Here is a 21,980-nt window from a genome sequence, read left to right as displayed (position 1 = left end):
CGCGTGCACGGTTGGGGTGGAGGTTGGCAATGAGCGTCCCTAGACGTTGACTGGTCGGCTTGGCCGACGACGTGCCCTCTGGACGTTCATCTTTCGAGATGGCTCACCGGATATCAACGGGTAACTGTTCGGTCGTGCGGAGACCCGAACAAGCGCAGAGATTCGATTCTTCACTCGCTGTGATCATGATTGCCCTGGCCGTCATGTGCAGGTACTGCGGGTGGAGTCGGGGCTTCTGCCGGCGCCGGCGGCAGCGCCGACTGGCTGGCGGGCTCGTTCACCGGTGGCGGGACGGCCGACTCATGGTTGCTCTCAGGGTCATGGGCGTGCTGAGCGCTGGAGTCGTGCTGGATGGACTGTTCAGACTCAGCGTCAATGGCTTGTTGTTCGCTATGTGCATCGTCGGGGGCGGTCCCGTGGTGCTCGCTTTGCGCGTCCCCCGGGGCTGTCCCGTGATGACCACCATCGGCGCTCGCTGACGCGTCGTGGCCATGCCGCAGGCCTGAGGCAACGCCCACTGTCGACGCTAGCGCCACGATACCGACCGCGCCCATGAGCACTGATGCGCTGATGAACATCGGTATCGGCTCTCCCTGCAGGCCGCGGTACCACACCCAGCTGGCGCCCATCACGACGTAAATTTGAAGTAGAAGCGCGCAAAGGTCCGCGGCTTGGACCAATTCGGCTTCTCCCGCGTTGGGGCCGAACGGGGCTCCTGCGGTCCTCGACAACGCCCAGAGAGCGATGGCTCCAATGTTGAACACAATGCCAACAGCAAGCACAGGGATCGTGGTTCGAGAGAGAATGAGCCGCGCCCAGAGCAATTGGAAGAGTGCGAGCGATGCGAAGAAGACACCTGCTGGCATCCACTCCTGCCAGTGGTTCGGCACGACGGCGAAGTGAATTACTGACGCGCCGATCGAGGCGAGCGCGGCGAGCCGAGCGGCCAGCCTGCTGTCGGTCTTCCTCGCTGTCCTGGGTGCCACCGAACCAGGATGGCAGCGCGACCACCGGTAGTTGTTGAGTGACGCCACATCTAGACCCGACCGAGATGCATCCGTCACCGTTGCTACGGACCGCGCAGGCGGTGGCGACGGCGCCACGCGCGGAACGCCGCATAACCGGTCGAGGAGTCCGCGGCAGTCGAGATGGCCCCCGAAGCTAAAGGCGCTGGCTGACTGTTGCGGTGGACGACCGTCTTTCATGGTGGTACGCGGGTCTTGCTATGGCCGTCGAGTTCTCGGCAGCGCATTGCGCAGCTGGTGGGTTCGAGGATTGAGCGGCGAGGACTGAGGTTGTCCCGAGGTCAGTCGTCATCATCGTCGGACTCGACGAGTTCGCCTTCCCAAGCTTCTTTGCCCTCATAGATGGCGAAGGCGGCGATGACGAAACCGGCTACTGGGTCGAGCCACGCTGCGCCAGTCAGTTCGTAGAGCCCGACTCCTAGCAGGGTCGAGATGCTCAAGAGGACACAGATCTTCGTCTCCGCGGCGTCGGCGAGGATGAGGTTGTCGTTGAGTCGTTGGCCGACACGTTTCTTCGCCGCGGCCAGGACAGGCATCACGATGATGGAGGCGACGAGTAGCCCGATGGCGATCCACGAGCGTTCGGGTTCTTCGCCGTCGGTGAGGCTGCGGATGCCTTCGATGGTGACGTAAGCGGCCAGGAGAAAGAAGGTGCTTGCGACCAGCTTGAGGGCGAGGCGTTCCTTGCGTTCGTCGGCGTGGCCGTCGCGCAGCCGAGCGGCCAGGCGCAGTCCGACGAGTATGGCGGCGATGGATTCGATGCCGGAGTCGATGCCGAACCCTACGACCGAGACGAGACCTGCGAGCAGGCCAGCGGTGATGGCGACGGCGCCTTCGATGACGTTGTAGCCGACGGTGAACTGGGCCAGGCGCAGGCCGCGGCGGGTGAGCCGGTCGGTTTCGGCGGCGGTCAATTCGGGTGTCCGCATGCTCATTTGGCGTTCCTGGAGGTTCCGTAGGTCGGGCATAGTGCGACGGCGTTGCCGGTGGCGGCGAGCAGCGTTTCTGTTGAGGCCAGCAGTTCGAGCAGTTCGGGACGCGTCAGCGAGTAGAACACCTGCCTACCCTCCGGGCGACCGGTGACCAGGCCGCAGTCCCGCAGGCACGCCATGTGGGCCGACACGGTGGATTGCGCCAACCCCAGCGCTCCGGTTAGGTCGGCCACGCGGGCCTCTCCGTCGGCTAGGCGGCGCACGATCGCCAGCCTGGCCGGGTCCGAGAGGCTATGAAACAGCGCTACAGCGGCGTTCAGACGGGAATTTCCTGTGGTGCCGGTGAGGCAGGGATCCGCCTTATTGATCGTCACCGAACGATGATAACCGGTCAGAGCGATACTTCGAGGCCGGGTCGGGTGCCGGTAGGTCCGTGGTGTGGTTCGCCGCCGTGGTGGGTTTAAGGGTGCAGCCGCCGCTACGAGTGAACGGGTGGATCATCTGACGCAGATAGCCGTTGGGGTAGTCGGGTTTGGCGGCCATGCCCAGCTGGGTGGAGTCGAATCGTCGGGCGGGGTCGTAGGAAAAGGTGCGCATGAGGTGGTCCCACACAAGGGTGAACAGCCCGAAGTTGACGTCACCAATGCCGGCCCATTTGAGGTGATGGAAGCGGTGGCCTTCGTTGAGGGCCAAGACGTACTTGGCCGGGCCGATGCGGTAGTCGGCGTTGGAGTGCTGCAGCAACAGCTGGATCGCCACGGCTAGGGCCAGGGCGGAGGCGACGTCGACGGGCAGACCGACGAGTATCAGGGGTGCGACACCGGCGGCCATTTCCACGGTTTGGTGCAGGGGGTGTTTCATCAGGCCGTTGAGGCCATAGAAGCGGGTGATGCTGTGGTGCACCGCGTGGAAGCGCCACAGCACGCCGATCTTGTGACTGGCCAGGTGTACGACGGTGATGCCGAAATCGGCGACGAGGATGGCGCTGAGAACCTGCGTAAGGAACGGCCAGTTGTGGGGCCACAATTGAGGCGCGGGGACGATGGCGGCGAGCAGTGGGATTGCGGCGACGCTGGCCAGGATGAGGGTTTCGTTGACCGCGACGTGGATGCGGTCGCGGGTGCCGTCGGCGCGGTCGTGATTCCATTCCGGGTCATACGGGATGATTCGCTCCACCAGAAACGCCGTGGCGATCGCGACCGCCAGAATCGCGAGCAGCCAGTACTTCGGGGCGCTGGCGGCGGCCACCGCGATGCCCGCGCCGTTGAGACCGATCAGCATGAACGGGACGTAGCCGTAGCGGGCCACTGCCTGAACTGCGGCCGTGGTCGTGGATGTCGAGGAAGATGTCGTGCTCATGTGCTGATCGTCGCGGCCGGCGCCGGGGCGGGGCTTGAATGATTCGGCTAGTCGCTGGACTCGAGGTTCCAGGACACGTGTCGGCTCAGCACCGAGGGCGGCAGGCCGAACATCTCGCGGGTGGTACGGGTGAGGTGGGCACTGTCGGCGAAGCCTGCACCGTGCGCGGCGCCGGTGAGGTCATCTCCGCCCTGCACCAGGGTGATCGCGATCCGCAGTCGCGTCCACAAGACGTAGCGCCGCAACGGAATGCCGACCTGCTCGGTGAACAGGTGGGTGAAACGGCTCATCGAGAGGCCAACCTGTGTCGCGAGTTCGGTGCCACTGACGGCTCCGGCTGCTACGAGGTCGGGCAGCAACTGCAACGCACGGTCGATCGAGGAGTGCCGCGCCGGGAAAACGCAGTCTTTGGGGGTGGGTGATAGTTGTGCGACCAGCTCGGTGACCGTGGCGGCAAGAGATCGGCTCTCAGTGGAGGCGAGTGCCGGGCTCGCGGCCCACCCAGAGTCGACGGCACGTAGGTGGGCAGCCCGCCCCGGCGCGGATTCCGGCTCGAGGAACACCACGGTGCCGTTTTGGGCACCGGCCGCAATCTGGTGGGTGGCGTCGGCGGGCACCACGACCTTCGTACCGGTGTGTGCCACCCCGTGCCCATCGATGACCGTCAATGGCGTTGCAGCGGTGATGACTTGCACGGCGTGGTGGGCGTGGGTGTCGGTGGAGCCGATAGACCCGGCGAACGCGAGCACTCCCGGCCGCAGGAGGGCCGCACCGCCCCAGCGCGGCGGGGCGGCGGGGTCGTCTGCGGAGCTATTCGGGTGAGGGGGGCTCATCGTTCGGGGTGTTGTTGCGTCGGTGTCGCCGAGATTGCCAGAACGCGATGAGCCCTCCCAAGGTCAGACCTATCGCCGCGGCGGTGAGGACGGAGGTCTTGGTGTCCGAGCCGAGTGGGCCGCTGGCGGTGGGTGCGGTGGTCGTGGGCGAGGCAGCGGTGCTGGTCGGCGATGCGCTGGTCGGTGGTGCGGCGGCCCCGGGGGTTGGGGCGACGGTGAAGGTGAAGGATCCCGACACGGGGTGGCCGTCTTTCGACACCACGCGGTAGCCGATGGTGTAGCCGCCGGCGCTGGGTAGGTCGGGGCTCACGGCGGCACGCACTAGGCGACCGGTCACCTGCGCGGGGCCATCGGCCCAGTTGCGACCATCGCTGCCGCCGATGACGACGGTGGCGAAGGCCGTGTTGATGTCTTCGGTGAAGGTCAAGGTGATGGCCGTAGGCGCAGACTCGGTCGTCGCACCTGCGGCAGGGTCTGAGCTGATCAACGCGGTGTGCGCGGCGGCGTTACCGGCTGCGCACGTCAGTCCCACCAATGCGGCCACGAGGGCCACTATCGTTCGTGCAACGGTGTTCACAGTTGCCGACCTCCTCTCGTAGAGCGTGTCTGATCCGTGGTCTCGATGCCGCTAGGTCGGTGCCAGCAGGATGCGGCTGAGCGTTGTGGTGGTGGCCACGCCGTCGTCGTAGCCGCCCTCGTCGCCGAGTGCATTCATGATGGCCAGTGTGTAGCGCTGCTGCGGGCCCGCGAAGCCCACGGTGTTGACGACCCATCCGCCCTGCTCCTGTGACCACCCGTTTTTGTTCCCCGGTGCCATGGTGGCACCGGCGCCCCATACTCCCCATTGCTGCTGGCCGTCGACACGCTGCATTTCGGCCGACACGGCGGTCGCGTCTGCTGGCGTGAGGCCGGTTAGCACGTAATTCATCAGGCCGTCGAAGTCGTCGGCGGTGCCCTTCTGAAATCCCCAGTAGGGGTATACGTCGCCGAAACCGGGCTGGGGGCTGACGTTGGGCATGCCGTAGCGCGCGAGGTTGGCGTTGAACGCGCCGTCGGTTCCGCCGTATCGCGACCACAAGGAGTCGGCTGCCTCGTTGTCGGATGTTCGCAGCATGGCGACCATCAGGCGCCGGTCGGCATCGCCGAGCCGGATCAATCCTGCCCGCTCGCGGGTCAGCAGGTCGGCGACCATCGCCAGCTTGATCGTCGAGGCCGTCCAGATCGGGGTGCCGGCATGGGCATTGCGGTACTTGGCCCCGGTCACGCGGTCGCGGAGCACGAAACCGATCGTCCCGGGCCGGGTTGCCACGTAGCGTTCGGCCTCGGCGATGCGCTCGCGCAAGTCACATCCGACGTCATCGATCCCGCAGGCCGCGACGGTCGGTGGCGCAAGAACCAGACCGGAGAGCAGCGCACACAGGCACGCGAGCACCGCCCACAGTCGCGAATGCATAGCTGTTGAGCCCCTTTTCGATTGCCTGAACGTCCGCTCGTTCGCAGGGTGCCGCCCGCCTCAGAGCCATCTACGGCCTTACTGCGTGATAGGTGTACCACCTCGAGTCGTGAAGGTCGGACTTCATCGGTGTTACGCCGCGAACGAACGGTCACCCTTGGATGCTCTCGCTCACGGCGACCACTGCGCGGCGAGGTCGCTGGGAATGGGCATACATTCGCCAGCATCGCCGCGTGATTACACGTGTTCAGGCACGGATCTGTTTGGGACACTATGTGGGCCCGTTCCAGATGCCTCCACCGTTGGTCCGCAGTTGACGCGGTCTTCGCGGCGGCCATCTCCCGGCAGTACAGATCGCAAGTATGGGGTTCGAGCCGTGCGCCCTCCATCAGTCTTCGCAGCAATCGCAGTCGTGCGTCGAGGCGGCCTTAGTCGTCGGCATCATCGGCGCGGGGCAGCAGGTTCGACCTCGCCAAGCTTCGAGGCCTTCCCGCACTGCGACTCCGGCGATGACCAGGGCGGCGATGGGGTCGGCCCAGGACCATCCGAGCACGCTGTTGAGAAGCAGTCCGACCAGAAGCACCCCGGACAGATACGTGCACAGCAGCGTTTGCTTGGAGTCGGCGACGGCGGACAGCGATCCCAGTTCCCGCCCTGCGCGACGCTGTGCCCAGGACAAGACGGGCATGATGGCCAGGCTGACGGCCGCCAGGACGATCCCGATCGTCGAATGGCGAGCTTCGCCGAAACCGAACAGCGCTCGAACCGCGTCCACGGTGACGTAGGCGGCGAGGGCGAAGAAGGAGAACGCAATGACCCGCAGCGCCGCCTTCTCCCGTGACTCCGGGTCCTTGCCGGCGAACTGCCATGCCACCGCGGCCGCCGAGGAGACTTCGATGACGGAGTCGAGGCCGAAGCCCACCAGCGCCGTGGAGGACACGCGCGCGCCCTCCGTCAGAGCGATTATTGCCTCGACGACGTTGTAGCTGATGGTGGCGGCGACGAACCACCGGATGCGGCGGGACAGCAGCTGGCGGCGTTCGTCCGAAACGGCCGGCCTTGCAGAGGGAAGTCCGAGGTCACTCATCAGCAGCACCCGTCATCGTCGCTGGCACCGCAGCAAGCGGGATCCACTGCCAGGACAAGGCCGGTCAGGTCATCGAGGGCGCGGCCGATGCGTGGGTCGGCGAGTTCGTATCGCGCCCGCCGACCCTCCGGAACCGCGACCACCAAGCCGCACCCACGAAGGCATGCCAGATGGTTCGACACGATCTGGCGCGACACACCGATGTCGTCGGCGAGGTCAGACGGATACCGAGCCCCGTCCCGCAGGGTCAGCAGGATTTGCGTGCGCGTCGGGTCGGACAAGGCGTAGCCGAACCGCACCAGAGCGTCACGTCGAACGAGTGTCTCCATCATCCTGACAATACAGCGCGATCTGTATTCAGGAAACCCTGTACGTTTGTCCGATGCGCGGGATGAAACGTCCCACCCGGCTGGCGTACTCGCGGTAGCGCTCTCCGTGCGTGCGACGCAGATACGGTTCCTCCACGACACGCACCTGCAGCTCGATCGACACCACCAACAGCACGAACCCTGTGACTGCCAGAGGATTTGGGGCCATCAGTGCCACACCGGCGCCGAAGACCAACATGGCGGTGAAGATGGGGTTGCGCACCCACCCGAACACCCCACTGTCGACGAGCCGGGTGACCTCACCGTCGTCGACACCGATCCGCCACGAGTCGCCCATCGACTCTTGCGCCCAAAGTGTCCCCGCGATACCCACCACCGCAGCCAACGTCCCGAGCGCAGCGATCGCGGGGTGGTCGACCGCGGCCACCGGCGACAGTGAGCCGGCAAGTTGCAAGATCGGCGCGACGGCCCCCGCCACGATTGCCACCACGAAGCCCGCACCGGCGATCCACTCCAGCGATCCGGGCCGACCGTGGAAGCCACGCATGCCCGTGGATCCGGTGCGGCGCCACTGCCGGTAGCTTCGCCATCCGAACCCCGAGACGATGAACACTCCATAGAGCACCAATGCTGCCGTTGCCATTGCGGCCTCCTCAACTCGTGTCGTACCCGTTGTGACTCAACAGCTTTTGAATGATCACTGCGTATTCGATGACTCCGTTGCATCTTTGGCCCGCGGGTCGAACCGGTCGGCGCAGGCCCTCGAGCAGAAGCGGTAGGTTCGTCCGTCACGGCTCAGGGTGGCTGCGGCGGACGTGGCATTGACGTGCATCCGGCACACCGGGTCCACGTGCTGCTGGTGACCCCCGGCGGTATCGACCGCGAAGAGCTCCATCGGTTCGGCCATGTTCCTGATGCTCACCAGTCCGAGCGCTTCAATGGGCAAGTCGACCTCGCGCGCAAATGCGGCGACGTCGCGACATACGACGACCTGGCCGGGCAAAGCGAGTGCGGCCAACCGCGCGGCGGCGTTCACGGTCGTCCCGTAGACATCGCCGCCCCGTTTCACCACCACCCCCGCGCTGACCCCGGCGCGAAGCATAGGGAAGCCGTCGGCGCGCCCAGCGGCTGCGCCCAACCGGCGCAGGAAGGCCAACGCGGCGGGTGCGTCTGCGCTGGCCACCATGACGGCATCGCCCATGGTCTTGATCAGTTCGTCGTCAGTCCCCAGCGCTGCGGTGGCCATGTCGGCGAAGTCGACGGCGAATTGGGCGGCGACGTGATCGCCGTGGACCTCGGTGAGCGCCGTGTAACCCGACATGTCGACGAACACGATGGCTGCCCTGGCATCGGCATGGTCGAAAGACGGTTCGACACTGAAGCTTTCCACGTGGCCACCGACCCGCCATCTCGTCATCACGCCACAATACATAGTGACATGCGCATGTGTCTATACTTTGGCTGGGCGGACGACGAGGCACAAAGCCCTTTACGGGAGCGCCCAGCGAATGTGGCCATCCGCCGAACTGGACCTACGGATGTACTTCGTAGAGTGGCAGTGCAGGACTTTCTCGTACGACTGACGGGACAACAGAGATGTGGCGGGTCAGTACCTCGCGTGCCTGAGGCGTGTCCACGCAGCGGCGCCGGCCGTGGCCACCCCTGCGTCCATTCCGTCGGTATCCTCGACCGCACGGCCCACCACGCGCAGCTACGACGACACACACCCGCAGAGGACCAAGCCGCGGGAGTGAACCCGGCAATTGTGGGTCCTGGCGGGCGCACTGGCAGCACTCACGCTCGTCGCGATTGCACTGCTTCGTGCTGGCCGGCCGACACGTACGCACCTGTCACGCGGCGGTTGAGCGAAAACTCATCGCGCTGAACATATTCGAGCTATCCGCCGAACAAGAGGTACAGGCCTGCGAACGTGTAGCCCACCATCGTGAGCATCATCGCCAGCTGCCCGGTGATCTGATGCCGTCGCGGCAGCAGGTGCAGGGCACGATCGTGGGCGGCGATGACCGCGACGATGTGTCCGATGACGACGCACGACACCTTGAGCGACCACAACACCGACGGGTGCTGCGACAGCACGTATTGAACGTCACCGGCGTCCAGCCCCAGCAGATGCCATCCGCGTCCCAGGGGGTCGGCCAGGCGAACGAGGGTCTCCTGCCCTCGCTCGACGAGATAGGACAGGTAGTGGGCAAAGATGTACCCCACGACGATCGGGATCAGCGAGTGCGCAAGCCGGCCGGGCAGCTCTCGCCGCAGCTCCGCGTCGACGCCTCCGGTCGCTCGGGCCGCTGCCCGGAAGGTCAGACCCACCACCAAGACGAACATAAGCAGCCCGGCCGAACGCAGCAGCGTCGCACCCCAGGCCTCGTCCACCGCGGGCACCGACATGGCGTGCCGATCGACGAAGTTCCTGAACGCCGGGGCCGCGGAGAAGCTGTCGAACGCAGTCGATCCCAGCAGCACCGCGAGAACGGCGACCATCCCGGGCCGCACCGGCAGCGACGGGAGGTGATTGAGCGGATTGACGAGCTCTACACGACCTGACTGCGGGCCTCGTCGGACCGGCGCCAGCCGAGAGACCGCCATGCCGTACACCTCGAACGGGTCGGCCCGGGCGAACCAACGCGATCCAAAGATCAATGCGCCGGCCAGCATCACCACCGCGTAGACGACCAGCCACGTCTTGATCGCTGTCAACGATCCGGGATCCGGGCTCGCCAATTCCAGCCACACGAACGCGAACAGGCCTACCGCGGCTGGCCAGTACCCCCACTTGGGTGGGTAGCGACGTACCGATCCCTCTGGGGTCTCCCGCCGCCGCAGACCCGCCAACCTGTAGACCGTCCGCAACGGCGACAGCAGCCGCCACACCGGCCCAACAATGACGGACACGGCGACCAAGCCCACCCACAGCAAGACGTAGAACACACCTTGTAGGGCATTGTCGCTTCCCGGCGGACCCCATACGGCAGCGACGGCCACCCACACGGCGAACACCAACGCCACAAGCGCAGCGGTCCAACGGATCACCGGGGAGTCCACCGCTCGGGTAACCCACGCCGGCAGGTCCCGTCCCGGCGTGGCCGGATCGAAGCGCGGCTTCTTCCACGCCAGTGCAACGATCGCAAACGTCGCCGTGAGAGCCCAGGCAGCTCCGATCAGGGCGAACGACAGCGGCACCGGAAGGTCGGTAGAGCCCCCGACGCCATGGGCGACGACGGTGAGACCCGTCGGTATCACGGGCGGACTTGGATCGTCACGACCGTCCGGTTCAGATCGTGTAACTCGACGTCGACCTGGCCCGGCACGTCGACGGTGAACTCGAAGCTCTGATCGGGACGCGGCTCAACCGAGAACGTGTTCTCGGGCACGGAGTGCACGTGCAGCTGATCTGCCGTGTCGCTGGCGACCTGCAAGACGATGGGCATGCCGACAGATGCGGTGGTCTGGCCATTGGTCGGAGTCACCGCGCCGTTGGCGATCGAGATGTCGACCGTGGTGCGGTCGGCGGGTGCCGGTGTCGGCGGCGCCAACTCACTCGACGACGGTCCACCAGCCGAACTCGAGGCAGTGCTTTCCGCCGACGGGCTCGTTGACTGCGACTGCGTTGTCGTCGACGTGGACCCACAACCGACGATCAGGAGCATCAGGACGGCTGGCACGGCGCGCGTCAGACACGTCACGGTGGGCATTAGATCTCGTTCCTTCCGTGGCTCGGTGGCTCAGTTTCAGTCGGTTCGTCGACTTCGGGGTGGCGACGACGGTCGCGACGGATCACGACGAACACCACCGCCACCACCGCCAGTGCTGGTCCGAACGCGGGGAGCGACATCCACAGCCCGACATCGGTGGCCAGGTAGGGAGAAGGCGACAGCGTCACACGATCACCGCCTGCTCGCCGTTTGGCTGCAGCGCGCTGTCCATGCACCTACAGGCGACGTTGGCGATGAGCACTGTTTCCCTCCAGTTCCATTCAGGGCGACGGGGCACTGGCAATGAAGAGTCCGGGGCAAACTACGGACTGTCCCGTACTTGGTACAGCAACATACCCGAACCGGCGGTACCGTTTACTACCCGTCGTAGACGCGGCGCCTCATGGAACCCTGCAACGACGGCCGAGCCGGTCAACTGTTCAAACGGGCGGTCACGGCGCTGGTGTAGCCAAGAGGCGCGGCCCGAGTGGGCGATCGTTAGGAGCGAGTAGCGCCGCGTTGGTTCCGGTCCACCTGACGTGGTGGCAGCGGTGGCTAGGGCTAACCGCTGCCTCTTCCTTTGGCGAATTAATCAAAACCCCCGCTGTGCCAAGAGTGTGCCAAGACCCGCAGAAACGCGCGAGATGGCGGAGACAAGGCGAGACAGGCGCAACCCGCTGACCTGGACATATAGGTACAGAGCGGACACGGTGAAATGCAATACACGCTGGTCAAAGGCATTTACACACCAGCGGTCGGGGGTTCGAAACCCTCCGCGCCCACGATGCCCCTCACCTCTCCACCGAGGTGGGGGGCTTTTTCCTGTTTGCTGTGCGGGGGATTGCCCACCGTCTGCCCACATTCTGCCCACTCTCCGTCGCGGTGTCTGAGTAGGTTTACCTCCATGGCACAGGTGGTCGCGTATCAGACGGCTCAGGGCAAGCGCTATCGCGTGCGGTACCGCACGCCCGACCGCAGGCAGACCGACAAGCGCGGATTCAGGACCAAGCGCGACGCCGAGATGTTCGCCGCCACCATCGAGGTGGCCAAGATGCGCGGCGAGTACGTCAACCCGGCCGACGCCCGTCGAACGGTGGACAGTCTCGGGCCGAGCTGGCTGGCGCGACAAAAGGGTCACCTCAAGCCGTCGAGCTACCGGCCGCTGGAGGTCGCATGGCGAACCCGCGTACAACCGCGTTGGGGCACAACCGCGCTCGGCGACGTTCGGCCGTCGGAGGTGCAGGCCTGGCTGACTGATCTCGGCGAGGGTGCCGGGGACGTCAAGGCCGTCGGTGCAACCGTCGTCATCCGGACACATCAGGTGTTCTCGGCGATCATGGCCGACGCCGTGCGAGACCGACTGCTGGCCCGCAACCCGTGCGATGGCATGAAGCTGCCCCGCAAGACGCCCAAGCGTCCGGTGTACCTCAACCATGATCAGGTCACCGCCCTTGCGGCTGCGTCGGGCGAGCGCGAGGCCCTAGTGCTACTGCTCGCCTACACCGGGCTGCGCTGGGGCGAGGCAACCGGTTTGAGGGTGCGCGACCTCGATCTGCTGCGGGTTCGGCCTCGCGCGGTGGTCTCTGAGAATGCCGTCCAGGTCGGATCGACCATCCACGTCGGCACCACCAAGGGGCACAAGCAGCGCAGCGTGCCGCTGCCCACGTTCCTGGTGGCGTACCTCGCCCGCCAGTGCGAGGGCAAGCAACGCGACGCCCTTCTGTTTCCCGGCTCGGATGGGGAGCACCTGGAGAGGCCACACACGGGCTCGGGATGGTTCGACAAGGCCGTCACCACGGCCGGGGTGCCGAGGGTGACACCGCACGATCTGCGCCACACCGCCGCGTCGCTGGCGGTCTCAGCGGGCGCGAACGTGAAGGCCGTGCAGCGGATGCTCGGTCATGCGTCGGCGGCCATGACGCTGGACCTCTACGCCGACCTCTTCGACGACGACCTCGATGCGGTTGCCGTTGCGCTGGACAAGGCCCGCTCGGCTGCCTCCGCTGAAGTCTCACGAACTTCTCAGGTCCTATGACACGGTATGACACTTCGGAGGCAGGCCTGCGGGTGTTAGGTCGGGCTGGCTGACAACCGACCCCCAATGATGGACTGAGACAGCCGATTTCGGATGATTCCCGTCGCGGCTCATCCCTAGTCTTAGTGCATGACTAGAAGCAATCGCAGCGCTCAGGCTGCATCCGTCTCTGAACGCGAGCGGCTGGCCACCCCGGCTGACGTCGCCGCGTATCTACAAACCTCCGTTGATGGGCTCAGTCAGCTCCGATACCGACGCCAGGGTCCCCCTTTCGTCAAGGTGGGTCAACGAGTGCTCTACAGGTGGAGCGACGTGCATTCGTGGGTCGCCGACCGTGTTCGCGCGAACTGACTGTCAATGAAAGCCATTGTTAGACAGTCACGTTCAATCTGGACAGATCGACACAACATGAGCTGTACTCAGCCCGAGGGCATTAGCTGCCGAAAGACTGGAGCCGAACCGTGACGAGTAGGAACGTAGACCGCAGTCGGGCGAGGGTGGCTGCGCTCAGCCGGAATCGGGTGCCCGAGGACCCCGAGCTGGTCGCCGCGCGAGCGAGCATGTTCCGCGCTCAGCAGGCTGCGGGTGCGTCCGCCGTGCTCGACAGCGTTGGTGCGCGACTACAGGGCGACGGACACCGCATGGCCCAAGCCTTGCGCGTGCCGTCCGTGCCAATGGGTGTCGTGCTGCTGGAGGCGGTTGAAATGCTGTCCCATCTCATTGGCCTATCGGACCGCCCCGACGAACTCATGGCCGCGCTCCGCGAGCGCGTGACCGTCAAGTAGAACGAGCGCGGCCCACCCCTGATGACCGTCAAAGGGTGGGCCGCAGAGAGCAATCCAATGACGATGCTAGCCGATTCACCGGCCGCGCCTGCCCGCTCAACGCGACAGGTGCCGCCCGCCACTGGCCGCCCGCCCGATTCCGAGACCCTGCTGCTCGGCGGTCTCGTCGGTGCGCTACCCATCGACGCCGCCGAGGTGCTGGCGCTGATCGAGACCACCGACATGCGGAGCCCGGCCAACGCGGTGGTCCTGGAAACCATCCGCGCCGCGGTGGTGCTGGACGCCGACGTGTTCGGCCCGGCCGCCGTATGGGACCGCCTGACCCGCAACGGCTCACGGCCGGAGGTGCGCGCGGCGCTGCTCAACGCCACCACCTCGGGGGCCGCCTGCACGCCCGTTGCTCTGCGGTTCTACGCCAGCGCCGTCGTGGCGGCGGCGTACCGGCGACAGGTCGAGTCCATCGGCAACGCCTTGGTGACCGCATCGTCCGACGCCTCCGAGGTCAGCCTGAGCGGCCTGGTGGACACCGCCGTGGCCAAGCTGCGGGCGACCGAGGAGCGGCTGCGTGCGCTGCGGGGGGAGACTCCATGACTGACGTCGCTGGGGGCGGGGGCGAGTTGTTCGGCGCGGTCGAGAAGTTCGCGGACCAGTACCTCGCGTTCCCCACCGACCACCACCTCACCGTCGTGTGCCTGTGGGCGGCGCACACGTGGGCGCTCTCCGCTTTCTACGTGACGCCTCGGCTGATCCTGGACTCACCCGAGCCTGGCTCGGGCAAGACGCGCGTCCTGGAGGTGCTTGGACTGCTATGCCGTGACGCGAAGCTCACCGTGTCCACGACGACGGCCGCGCTGTACCGACGCATCGCAGCCGCTGACGACGCTCCGCCGACGGTCCTCCAGGATGAGGCCGACGCCGTGTTCGGTCGGGTGAGCACCCCTCAGGCCGAAGAACTGCGCGCCCTCTACAACGCCGGATACAAGCGCGGGGCGACCGTCGACCGCTGCCAGGGTGACGCGCGCAGCATGAAGGTGGTCGAGTTCCCTGTATTCGCGCCCGTGGCACTGGCCGGTCTGGCCGGGAAGATGCCCGCGACCATCACCAGTCGGGGCATCACCCTGCACATGCGCCGCCGAGCACCGGGGGAGCGGGTCGCCGAGTTTCGCGAGCGAGACGCCGGGCTGAAGGCCGTGCTGCTCCGCGAAGGTCTACAACACTGGGCCGAGGCGAACCTGCAAGCGCTCACCGATGCCCGGCCCGACATGCCTAAAGGTGTGCGCGACCGTCCCGCCGAAGTCTGGGAGGCGCTGCTGTCCATCGCAGATGTGGTGGGCGGGGACTGGCCCCGGCGGGCGCGTGAAGCGTGCCGGTACTTCGTGCTGGAGAGTAACGCCGACGACCGGCTGTCGTTCGGTGTTCGACTGCTCTCGGATGTGCGGGAGGCGTTCGGCAGTCGCGACCGCATGTTCTCTGCCAACATCGTGTCCACGCTGCTATTCGATCCGGAATCCGAATGGCGGGACCTGTGGGGTGTGCCGCTCAACCAGTCCCGTCTGGCAAAGGAGCTGAAGCGGTACGGCGTTGAGTCGCAGGAAGTTCGAATCGGTGCCGATCACCGCAAGGGGTATCTCGTCAGCGGCCAAACGGGACTGGCGCAAGCCTGGGCTCGATACCTGCCCGCTGGAGGTAAGCGCGACGTCCGCGACACGGGCGACATTGCAGGTCAATCCGTCGCGGACGTGTCGCGGATACAGCGTGAGCGCGACAAGCGCGACACAAGCGCGACAACCGAAAGTGGCCCTGAACAGCAACGACGACTAGATGTCGCGGATGTCGCGGATGTCGCGCCTGCAAACGGTATCTCGCGACGAGACACGCCTCTCCACCGTCTGCCGAGGCGTCAATGCGGCTGCGGCCGACCCGGTCCGATCCACGCCGACACCGGCCTGTGCACGTGGTGCGAACTCAAGGCCAGCAAACGTCAGGAGGCCGCGAGCTGATGGCCCACGACTCCGACGGAACGCCGCTGTGCGACGGCGAGGATTGCACGGCGCGCCTCATTCACCCGCTGTCCGTGCGCTACGGCCTCTGCGCCGAATGCAGGCTGCTCCAACGCAATGAGAGAGATACCCGATGACAACGACTGACAGACAACCAGATTGGGATGCCCTGGCACCCCATGCCGCGATGCTCGCCGTCATCGACGCCGCCGAGCAGGCAGCCCACGGGCGGGCCGAGGCCGCCTCAGTCGTCATCGCCGACGCCGCCGTGCCCTCTGCGTGGCTGCGCATCGCTGCCGTGCGGTCGCTGGCAGGTCTGCTCGCCGGTCCTCACGCTAGAGCGTCGTTCGACAAGCTCCGTGCCGACGCCCACGAACTAGCGGCCGAGGTCGGGGCCGACGACGAACAGGTGCGCCTGGCCCTGGCCGCCATCGCCCTGGCCGAGGCGTTCGAGCGTGGCCAGATCGGGCGCTGCGACCAGCTCGTCGCCGTGTCCGAGTTCAGCGACCTCGACGTCGCTCACGCCGCCAGCGTGCTGGCCGGGCACGTCGTCGCGTTCCTGGCGGGGACGGACGTGGCCGCAGTGTTCGCGACACTCCGACGCCAGCACGGTGGCGAGCATGACGGGCGCTGATGTTCGTCTCGACGGTGACGCCACCGTCGCGCTGTTGGCGACGGTGCTACGCGACCAGCCGAAGCTGCCGAGGGCGTTGTGTGCGGGCGACCAGGACACTTTCGACTGCACGGACGGGGCGCAGGTGCAACGCGCCGTAGCACTCTGCGGTGTCTGTCCCGAGCTGGAGCGCTGCACTACTTGGGCGGCGGGGCAGCGGCAACTGGTGGGCGTCGTGGCAGGCAAGTACTACCGGCACAAGGAGTGGAAATGAGCGAACCGAACATGGCGTCCACAGAGCTGCCAACCACCATCCCAGTGTGGTTGACCGCGCTTGACATGACTAACTCGCACCACTACGGATTTTCCGATCCGAGAGGCTGGCTGACCTTCTCAGGCCTCCCCGAGGAGATACAGCGTCAGCTCGACCAAACCGCGAACTTCGACTGGGAACACCGGCATTGGCTGCACCGGCCGCGCACACGCCCGGCCACGCCCGCCGAACGTCTGTTGCTGACGTGGCTGGGCTTCCGCCTACCGCCGAATCTGGAGACAGTCGTCCGATACATCAGCGGCTCAGTACGCCGCTGCGAATGGCCGCAGCTCGAACAACAACGGGAGGACATGCAGTGACGAATCCAGTAGCGGCACCCGAAGGTGCCGACGCCGGCCAAATCCACGACGGGACCTCGGAGGCCCTTGAGGACCCGACCGGCCGAGAGGATGACCTCACCGAGCACCAGGACGACGCCGACGACGCGAGCGAGGAGCGCAGCGGGACCCGACCGCAGCGCGAGGCGCGGCTGAGGCAGCGGGCTCAGACGGCCGAGGCCGAGCGCGACCAGCTCCGTGAGCGACTCGACGCGCTGCACCGCCAGACGGTCGACGACATCGCCGCTGCCGCAGGACTGCCTGACCCCGCGCTGCTGCACGCGGCGGGCCACGACGTGGGCGCGTTCCTGAACGACGACGGCACCGTGGACCGGGACAGCGTCGTGACGGCCGCCGCCGAGGCGATGAGTCGGTTTGGCATCCCGCGTCGGCTACGGCCGAATCCTCAACAGGGCACACACGGTGGCACGCCCACCGCCAAGGGGGTCAGCCACGTGATCAACGACGCGTTGGGCCGGTAGACTGGCGGTGCTGGTCTTCTCCGAGGCGGTCGCCCGGGGATCACCAGCACGTCGCCCCTTGAGGGGCAACGGGTCTGAGGCAGAGCCCACCCCGAACGCGCGAATCCACACTGACGTTCACCTGAGGGGTGTCACCCAATGTCCATGTCCACTAGTAACTCTCACGGCATCATCGTCCCCGAGACCCTCGGCGAACTCATCCTCGCCGCAGCGGCCCGTGGCTCCATCGCCATGCGGGCCAGCACCGTCGTCACGACTCCGAGCCGTGACTACCGGGTGCCCGTGGTCGCCGGTCTGCCCACCTCGGCGTTCGTGCTCGAAGGTGCCGAGCTGGCCCTCGGTGACGTCGACATTGAGGAGTTGACCATCACGCCCGCGAAGGTGGGCCACGTCGCCCCGCTCTCCCGAGAGCTGGTGCGCGACAGCTTCCGCGAGAACGCGCCCGAGATCGTGGCCAACGCACAAGGGTTCGACATCGCCAAGCGGATCGACTTGGGGTTCTTCGGCGGTAACAACCCCGTGGCCAACGATGGCCTCCAGGTGCTCGCGGGCGTCCAAGAGGTCGACGCGGGCGAGCTGTTCAACCTCGACCCGTTCGCCGAGGCGCAGTCGCTCTCCGAGAACGTCGGCGGCACCGTGACCTCGTTCGTGGCCTCGCCCACCAACGCGCTCATCCTGACTCAGCTCAAGCGCGCCACGGGGAGCAACGAACCGCTCCTGCAGTCCGGTATCTCCGACCCCACAGCGCCCGTCGCCCGGCAGATTCTCGGCAGTCAGCTGCTGGTCTCGCCCGCCGTGGACGATGACGTCATCTGGGCCATTCCGCAGACCTCCTCGCTGGTCGTGGTCCGCGAAGACGTCGATACGGAAATCAGCACGGATGTGTTCTTCACCAGCGACCGGGTGGCCGTGAAGACGACCATGCGCGTCGGGTGGAATTGGCCGCATTCGGCTGCGTTGGTCAAGATCAACGTGTCTCAGGGTTCGTAGGCCACCACAAGCCGCCCGCTGCCCGTCCGCAACTCGTTGGCCCTCACCCGGTACCAGCGAGCTACGGGCGGGCGGCGGTGCTCAATCCTTGGGAGGCACGCGTGAGCGACGTGCTCCAGCGGCTCCAGGCGCGCACCACCGTGGACCCGGCCACGGGGTGCTGGACCTGGACGGGCGGCACCGACCGCAGCGGCTACGGCCGTCTCAGCATCGGCGGAAAGATGCGGGCCACCCACCGCCTGGCCTATGCCATCCTCGGCCGCGAGGACCTGGACGATGCGCTGGTGCTGCACCACGACTGCCGCAACCGTCGCTGCTGGAATCCTCACCACCTGGAGCAGGTCACCAGCGCGCAGAACACCAGGCTCGGAGACGGCCCCACCGCGCGTCACGCCCGCGCGACGCACTGCCCGCAGCGGCATCCGTACACAGCGGAGAACACCAGGATGGCCCGAGGCCGCAGGCACTGCCGCACCTGTCACCGAGACCGGCTGCGACGCAACCGCGCAAGGGTCAGCAGTTGTCGAACTGCCAACGCCCGTCAATGAACGTCCACGTCCGTGGCGTCATGGAGCTGGCCGGGGCACCCGGGTCGGAGTCCACTGTCACCACCTGGCCCGACGAGCCGTTGACCCTCACCGTCCAGTCCGTGTAATTCGGCGTCCGCCCGGCATAGAACGCGTCCAGCAGAGCGCCATACGCCTCCACCGAGCCAATCTGGTCCTTGCACCGCTGCGAGTAGAACGACCACGCAGTGTCCAGGTCGCCCGCCGTAGCTGATCGGTCCAGAGTCTCTGCTGCCGTGCGGAGCTGGTCCTCACGGGACTCACTGGGCGCACTACCCGACGACTCAGTGACCACACCCGTGGACGTGGCCGTTCCCGCCTGACTAGTGGGCCCGCCCTCGGTACCTGAGGCACACCCGCTGAACAGGACCAACGCTGCACCGAGGCCGATACCAGCCAGCATTCGCTTCACCACACCGGGAGACGGTACCCACCGACCTCACCCACAGAGGACAGGGCCAGCGCTCACCGCCGACCAGGTGCGCAGCCAACCATCCACGTTGTTTGCTGATGAATCAGCAACGCACGGAGGACGGTAGCCGCAATCGACGCCATCGACCGCACCCCGACGCCTCCAGCAAACTCCATGCTTGTGGAATGGCCATGGCCCGTATTGGCGCTGTATTGAGCGCTGCGTGACCATGGATAGCCCTGGGGTGATTCGCTTTTCAATGCGAGGTTAGAGCGCTCACGGAACTCTCGGAGACCCCTACCGAGGGGGGTGGGCGGAGCCCCCCCAACTGCGGAAACGGCCCGAGCGTGCTACGCGCTGGCTCGAATGCTGTACGGGACACCGGTCCTGACCTGGGCGAACAACGGTAGGCACAACGGCGCGGCTCTGTAGTCTCCCCTTGCCCGTCGGGTAGCGTTAGATGCAGCAAACGTTCGGCTTCAGCCCCGGCTCGGACGATTTGACCGTTCGCGTAGGTTCGGAGATGCGCGGGTACTGCGACAGGGTTTGCCATGGTCTGAATTGACGGGGGTCAGGTGGGTCCTGTAGCCGGAGTTTCGCCAGGCTGAGGACTTAACACTGCCTGGATGAGGTCTAGGACTGGGCGGAAATTCGCGAAGACCTCGGGCTCAGCCTCAGCGCACAGCTTTTCGCAGAGGCGCATTTTGTTTAGCTCTCGAATCGCGACCGTATTGCCGTACTCTTTCTCTTCAGTTCGTTCGTCGTAGACGTCATCGGTGAAGACGGCTGGAGGTAACAGGTTCTCAATGCCCCGCTTTGCAATATCATTGGCGACTAGCGGAATGCTCAACACATTTACATTCCCGACACTAGCCTGAGGTTTGTTTGCGTCCGAGTCGTAGAGGAGCACCATCGGCTGGTCGACTATGTTGGGATGGGCTTTGAAAAGATTAAAAGCCTTATTGAGCGCAGAATCCCCCGTATTCGAAGTCTTCCCAGGCCCCTCCCGATATCCGATCCATCTGAAAGTGTCAGGGTGGGACAGTAGCTCGTAGTTCAAAACTTGAACTGCGGTACGAAAATACAATGGATCAGTCTCACCAGCGAGCCATACTATTGGTACTTGAGAGTGCTGCGCGGCGTTGGTCACTGCGTCGCCAAACGCTTTCGTATCTGCGAAGGCTTCCATTGCCCGCCCAAATTCTTCGTAGGCCTCGGCCGAAATCGGCATACCTTGCGGCAAGTTAATTATACGCACTCCAGACGGCGTAAATGTTTTCTCCATTCCGAGAGCGAATAATGGAGAATGGCTTGATAACACAAACTGCAGGTTCGGGAATAGCGCAATCAGACGGGGTAGGGCTGCGGTCTGCAAGTCAACGTGCATATGAGCATCGATCTCGTCTATTACAACAACGCCCTTCACGCCTGAGACTACGAAGCTGTCCTGTTGGTTAGCCGCATCACCGTCCATGATTAGTGTGCCGAACAGTGCAAGCAGGCTGGCCTGACCGCCAGACATACCTCTGAGGCTTATTGTGACTTGTTCTTCAATTGGGTTCCCCGTCGCGACGGCAATTTTTCTCGGACTGTGTCGCCCCATCCATACGAAACGCGCCGTCGGATCGTTCATAACGATTCTCAGGACTGCGTTCGCTAGCTGCAGAACCCCTTGCGCGGCTAACACGCGAGGAAGCGCATCTCCCTGAGCCAACTCCCCTTTGACGTTTCCGTCCGCGACTCGAATAGCGATATCACCCCTCGACTCCATGATTACTGTCAAGAGCCATTGTTGAAACCGGTCAAGTGCGTGCTCAACGAAAAGTGGGCGGCCGAGTCGGCCTTGAAGTCGCGTTGTTACGTCGAATGGAGCTGTAGGGACTGCGTTCAGATTCAGCCAGTGTGGACTCTCGGAACGAGTAGACGGGAAGTATCCATAGACTCCGGCCTTGAAAATATCAGTGCTGCTTTTCTCGTCGATGTCAATGGACTTTATGTTTTTGACGTCAGCGCCGCTCCAATTAATTGCCGGGTGCATTGATTGCGGGGTTTGACTTCGCGCGGCCTCAGCATCGACCTCTCCAGCCACTTCTCTATAAAAATATGCGTTCTCTGCCTCCATGAAACGGAGAGCCGAAAATGAGCCTCGCGAGCCAAATCTGATCGTGTCACCGCCAACGACCCTGAAGAAAGCCCGCCCTTCCGGACCTGAGTGGTTGACGATATCGGTATAGCCGACGGCAGCGGCTTCGATGATCGCATCAGCAATAATCGACAGCAGGTTCGATTTCCCGCTGCCATTGCGACCCACGAAGACGTGAGGAATCGGGGCACCTGCCTCGCCGAATGTGAACTCGACATGCAGGTCAGCCAACGGTCCGTTCCCGCGAACTAGGACTTCTTGTAGATACATGCGCTCCCCGAGACTCGACGCCGAACGTGGTCATGACAGGAAGAAGTTTGCAGAGGTGGTCAATGATCGCAAGTGTCTATGTGTGTGTCGGTCTATCTAAATGGGGTGCGGTCTTAGCATCCTGCTCCCTACGGCTGTCACGAGTCCCGTGCGCCCTTAGCGGCGAGCGACACACGGAGTGAGGTTCGACGACACGCCACGCGCCCACATTCTGCCCACAATTTGCCCTCAGTTACAGATAACTCCTGTTGACCGCTGTGATCCGTCGTCGCAGGTAGACCGGGTAACAGGCTCCTCACCTG

Annotated in this window: 25 protein-coding genes and 1 pseudogene; 11 read left to right on the top strand and 15 right to left on the bottom strand. The window is 65.1% G+C overall.

Features of this window, described 5'->3' with window-relative positions; translation table 11 throughout:
- Positions 1-170 precede the first annotated feature (170 nt).
- From LOK44_RS03765 to LOK44_RS03700, 14 genes and pseudogenes are all read right to left on the bottom strand, one after another.
- On the bottom strand, positions 171-986 hold the full coding sequence (locus tag LOK44_RS03765; RefSeq protein ID WP_237568704.1) for a hypothetical protein: 816 nt from the start codon (positions 984-986) through the stop codon (positions 171-173).
- Between the two features lie 320 nt (positions 987-1,306).
- Positions 1,307-1,960 (bottom strand): cation diffusion facilitator family transporter, encoded by a 654-nt coding sequence (locus LOK44_RS03760; protein ID WP_237568703.1) that lies wholly within the window; start codon positions 1,958-1,960, stop codon positions 1,307-1,309.
- Positions 1,957-2,331, bottom strand: a complete 375-nt coding sequence (locus LOK44_RS03755; protein WP_237568702.1) for an ArsR/SmtB family transcription factor — start codon at positions 2,329-2,331, stop codon at positions 1,957-1,959. The genes LOK44_RS03760 and LOK44_RS03755 overlap by 4 nt, the downstream gene beginning before the upstream one ends.
- Positions 2,318-3,316, bottom strand: coding sequence for a sterol desaturase family protein (locus tag LOK44_RS03750; RefSeq protein ID WP_237568701.1), 999 nt, complete (start codon positions 3,314-3,316; stop codon positions 2,318-2,320). The genes LOK44_RS03755 and LOK44_RS03750 overlap by 14 nt, the downstream gene beginning before the upstream one ends.
- A gap of 47 nt (positions 3,317-3,363) precedes the next feature.
- A complete protein-coding gene (locus LOK44_RS03745; RefSeq protein WP_237568700.1) occupies positions 3,364-4,149 on the bottom strand; it encodes an AraC family transcriptional regulator in 786 nt (261 codons plus the stop codon).
- Positions 4,127-4,693 carry a copper resistance CopC family protein gene (locus LOK44_RS03740; RefSeq protein WP_237568699.1) on the bottom strand — a complete coding sequence of 189 codons (567 nt, stop codon included), beginning with the start codon at positions 4,691-4,693 and terminating at the stop codon, positions 4,127-4,129. The genes LOK44_RS03745 and LOK44_RS03740 overlap by 23 nt, the downstream gene beginning before the upstream one ends.
- Before the next feature lie 84 nt (positions 4,694-4,777).
- Positions 4,778-5,602 carry a serine hydrolase gene (locus LOK44_RS03735; RefSeq protein ID WP_237568698.1) on the bottom strand — a complete coding sequence of 275 codons (825 nt, stop codon included), beginning with the start codon at positions 5,600-5,602 and terminating at the stop codon, positions 4,778-4,780.
- Between the two features lie 218 nt (positions 5,603-5,820).
- Positions 5,821-5,991: pseudogene (locus LOK44_RS03730) on the bottom strand (DUF3703 domain-containing protein); the annotation flags it as partial.
- Positions 5,991-6,689: a cation efflux transmembrane domain-containing protein gene (locus LOK44_RS03725; protein WP_372481163.1), complete on the bottom strand. Its 699-nt coding sequence runs from the start codon at positions 6,687-6,689 to the stop codon at positions 5,991-5,993. The pseudogene LOK44_RS03730 and the gene LOK44_RS03725, both read right to left, overlap by 1 nt.
- A complete protein-coding gene (locus tag LOK44_RS03720) occupies positions 6,689-7,018 on the bottom strand; it encodes an ArsR/SmtB family transcription factor (RefSeq protein WP_237568697.1) in 330 nt (109 codons plus the stop codon). The genes LOK44_RS03725 and LOK44_RS03720 overlap by 1 nt, the downstream gene beginning before the upstream one ends.
- Positions 7,019-7,046: 28 nt before the next feature.
- A complete protein-coding gene (locus LOK44_RS03715; protein ID WP_237568696.1) occupies positions 7,047-7,661 on the bottom strand; it encodes a methyltransferase family protein in 615 nt (204 codons plus the stop codon).
- Positions 7,662-7,715: 54 nt separating this feature from the next.
- The gene (locus LOK44_RS03710) at positions 7,716-8,435 is read right to left on the bottom strand and encodes a YHS domain-containing protein (RefSeq protein ID WP_237568695.1); all 720 of its coding nucleotides are present in this window, start codon (positions 8,433-8,435) and stop codon (positions 7,716-7,718) included.
- A gap of 479 nt (positions 8,436-8,914) precedes the next feature.
- Positions 8,915-10,279, bottom strand: a complete 1,365-nt coding sequence (locus LOK44_RS03705; protein WP_372481162.1) for a hypothetical protein — start codon at positions 10,277-10,279, stop codon at positions 8,915-8,917.
- Positions 10,276-10,731, bottom strand: coding sequence for a hypothetical protein (locus LOK44_RS03700; RefSeq protein ID WP_237568694.1), 456 nt, complete (start codon positions 10,729-10,731; stop codon positions 10,276-10,278). Before LOK44_RS03700 ends, LOK44_RS03705 begins: the two co-directional genes overlap by 4 nt.
- 904 nt (positions 10,732-11,635) lie before the next feature.
- On the opposite strand from LOK44_RS03700, the gene LOK44_RS03695 reads away from it, so the two are divergent.
- From LOK44_RS03695 to LOK44_RS03645, 11 genes are all read left to right on the top strand, one after another.
- Positions 11,636-12,766 carry a tyrosine-type recombinase/integrase gene (locus LOK44_RS03695; protein ID WP_237568693.1) on the top strand — a complete coding sequence of 377 codons (1,131 nt, stop codon included), beginning with the start codon at positions 11,636-11,638 and terminating at the stop codon, positions 12,764-12,766.
- A gap of 129 nt (positions 12,767-12,895) precedes the next feature.
- Entirely contained in the window at positions 12,896-13,117 is a 222-nt protein-coding gene (locus LOK44_RS30050; protein ID WP_237568692.1) for a helix-turn-helix transcriptional regulator, read from the top strand.
- A gap of 110 nt (positions 13,118-13,227) precedes the next feature.
- A complete protein-coding gene (locus LOK44_RS03685) occupies positions 13,228-13,551 on the top strand; it encodes a hypothetical protein (RefSeq protein ID WP_237568691.1) in 324 nt (107 codons plus the stop codon).
- Positions 13,552-13,608: 57 nt separating this feature from the next.
- On the top strand, positions 13,609-14,142 hold the full coding sequence (locus LOK44_RS03680) for a hypothetical protein (RefSeq protein ID WP_237568690.1): 534 nt from the start codon (positions 13,609-13,611) through the stop codon (positions 14,140-14,142).
- Positions 14,139-15,551 carry a DUF3631 domain-containing protein gene (locus LOK44_RS03675; protein ID WP_237568689.1) on the top strand — a complete coding sequence of 471 codons (1,413 nt, stop codon included), beginning with the start codon at positions 14,139-14,141 and terminating at the stop codon, positions 15,549-15,551. The genes LOK44_RS03680 and LOK44_RS03675 overlap by 4 nt, the downstream gene beginning before the upstream one ends.
- Before the next feature lie 133 nt (positions 15,552-15,684).
- Complete coding sequence (locus LOK44_RS03670; RefSeq protein ID WP_237568688.1) at positions 15,685-16,185, top strand: hypothetical protein; 501 nt, start codon at positions 15,685-15,687, stop codon at positions 16,183-16,185.
- Positions 16,172-16,438, top strand: coding sequence for a WhiB family transcriptional regulator (locus LOK44_RS03665; protein ID WP_237568687.1), 267 nt, complete (start codon positions 16,172-16,174; stop codon positions 16,436-16,438). The genes LOK44_RS03670 and LOK44_RS03665 overlap by 14 nt, the downstream gene beginning before the upstream one ends.
- A complete protein-coding gene (locus LOK44_RS03660) occupies positions 16,435-16,797 on the top strand; it encodes a hypothetical protein (protein ID WP_237568686.1) in 363 nt (120 codons plus the stop codon). Before LOK44_RS03665 ends, LOK44_RS03660 begins: the two co-directional genes overlap by 4 nt.
- Positions 16,794-17,297, top strand: a complete 504-nt coding sequence (locus LOK44_RS03655; protein WP_237568685.1) for a hypothetical protein — start codon at positions 16,794-16,796, stop codon at positions 17,295-17,297. Before LOK44_RS03660 ends, LOK44_RS03655 begins: the two co-directional genes overlap by 4 nt.
- Positions 17,298-17,441: 144 nt before the next feature.
- Positions 17,442-18,287 carry a phage major capsid protein gene (locus LOK44_RS03650; RefSeq protein WP_237568684.1) on the top strand — a complete coding sequence of 282 codons (846 nt, stop codon included), beginning with the start codon at positions 17,442-17,444 and terminating at the stop codon, positions 18,285-18,287.
- Between the two features lie 101 nt (positions 18,288-18,388).
- The gene (locus tag LOK44_RS03645) at positions 18,389-18,835 is read left to right on the top strand and encodes an HNH endonuclease (RefSeq protein WP_237568683.1); all 447 of its coding nucleotides are present in this window, start codon (positions 18,389-18,391) and stop codon (positions 18,833-18,835) included.
- A 1,001-nt stretch (positions 18,836-19,836) separates the two neighbouring features.
- On the opposite strand, the gene LOK44_RS03640 is transcribed toward LOK44_RS03645, so the two are convergent.
- Positions 19,837-21,639 (bottom strand): AAA family ATPase, encoded by a 1,803-nt coding sequence (locus tag LOK44_RS03640; protein WP_237568682.1) that lies wholly within the window; start codon positions 21,637-21,639, stop codon positions 19,837-19,839.
- Between the last annotated feature and the right edge of the window lie 341 nt (positions 21,640-21,980).

It is taken from the genome of Mycolicibacterium lacusdiani, assembly GCF_021916785.1.
GTDB lineage: Bacteria > Actinomycetota > Actinomycetes > Mycobacteriales > Mycobacteriaceae > Mycobacterium > Mycobacterium lacusdiani.
The sequence above is the reverse complement of the archived record's forward strand: the minus strand, read 5'-3'. Positions and strand labels throughout refer to the sequence as shown.

Bases quoted from the DNA above. Each gene is read 5' to 3' on its own strand.
- LOK44_RS03745 (WP_237568700.1), bottom strand. From the start codon at position 4,149: ATGAGCCCCCCTCACCCGAATAGCTCCGCAGACGACCCCGCCGCCCCG.
- LOK44_RS03715 (WP_237568696.1), bottom strand. From the start codon at position 7,661: ATGGCAACGGCAGCATTGGTGCTCTATGGAGTGTTCATCGTCTCGGGG.
- LOK44_RS03680 (WP_237568690.1), top strand. From the start codon at position 13,609: ATGACGATGCTAGCCGATTCACCGGCCGCGCCTGCCCGCTCAACGCGA.
- LOK44_RS03760 (WP_237568703.1), bottom strand. From the start codon at position 1,960: ATGAGCATGCGGACACCCGAATTGACCGCCGCCGAAACCGACCGGCTC.
- LOK44_RS30050 (WP_237568692.1), top strand. From the start codon at position 12,896: ATGACTAGAAGCAATCGCAGCGCTCAGGCTGCATCCGTCTCTGAACGC.
- LOK44_RS03660 (WP_237568686.1), top strand. From the start codon at position 16,435: ATGAGCGAACCGAACATGGCGTCCACAGAGCTGCCAACCACCATCCCA.
- LOK44_RS03665 (WP_237568687.1), top strand. From the start codon at position 16,172: ATGACGGGCGCTGATGTTCGTCTCGACGGTGACGCCACCGTCGCGCTG.
- LOK44_RS03650 (WP_237568684.1), top strand. From the start codon at position 17,442: ATGTCCACTAGTAACTCTCACGGCATCATCGTCCCCGAGACCCTCGGC.
- LOK44_RS03720 (WP_237568697.1), bottom strand. From the start codon at position 7,018: ATGGAGACACTCGTTCGACGTGACGCTCTGGTGCGGTTCGGCTACGCC.
- LOK44_RS03700 (WP_237568694.1), bottom strand. From the start codon at position 10,731: ATGCCCACCGTGACGTGTCTGACGCGCGCCGTGCCAGCCGTCCTGATG.
- LOK44_RS03675 (WP_237568689.1), top strand. From the start codon at position 14,139: ATGACTGACGTCGCTGGGGGCGGGGGCGAGTTGTTCGGCGCGGTCGAG.
- LOK44_RS03735 (WP_237568698.1), bottom strand. From the start codon at position 5,602: ATGCATTCGCGACTGTGGGCGGTGCTCGCGTGCCTGTGTGCGCTGCTC.
- LOK44_RS03750 (WP_237568701.1), bottom strand. From the start codon at position 3,316: ATGAGCACGACATCTTCCTCGACATCCACGACCACGGCCGCAGTTCAG.
- LOK44_RS03670 (WP_237568688.1), top strand. From the start codon at position 15,685: ATGACAACGACTGACAGACAACCAGATTGGGATGCCCTGGCACCCCAT.
- LOK44_RS03710 (WP_237568695.1), bottom strand. From the start codon at position 8,435: ATGACGAGATGGCGGGTCGGTGGCCACGTGGAAAGCTTCAGTGTCGAA.
- LOK44_RS03725 (WP_372481163.1), bottom strand. From the start codon at position 6,689: ATGAGTGACCTCGGACTTCCCTCTGCAAGGCCGGCCGTTTCGGACGAA.
- LOK44_RS03695 (WP_237568693.1), top strand. From the start codon at position 11,636: ATGGCACAGGTGGTCGCGTATCAGACGGCTCAGGGCAAGCGCTATCGC.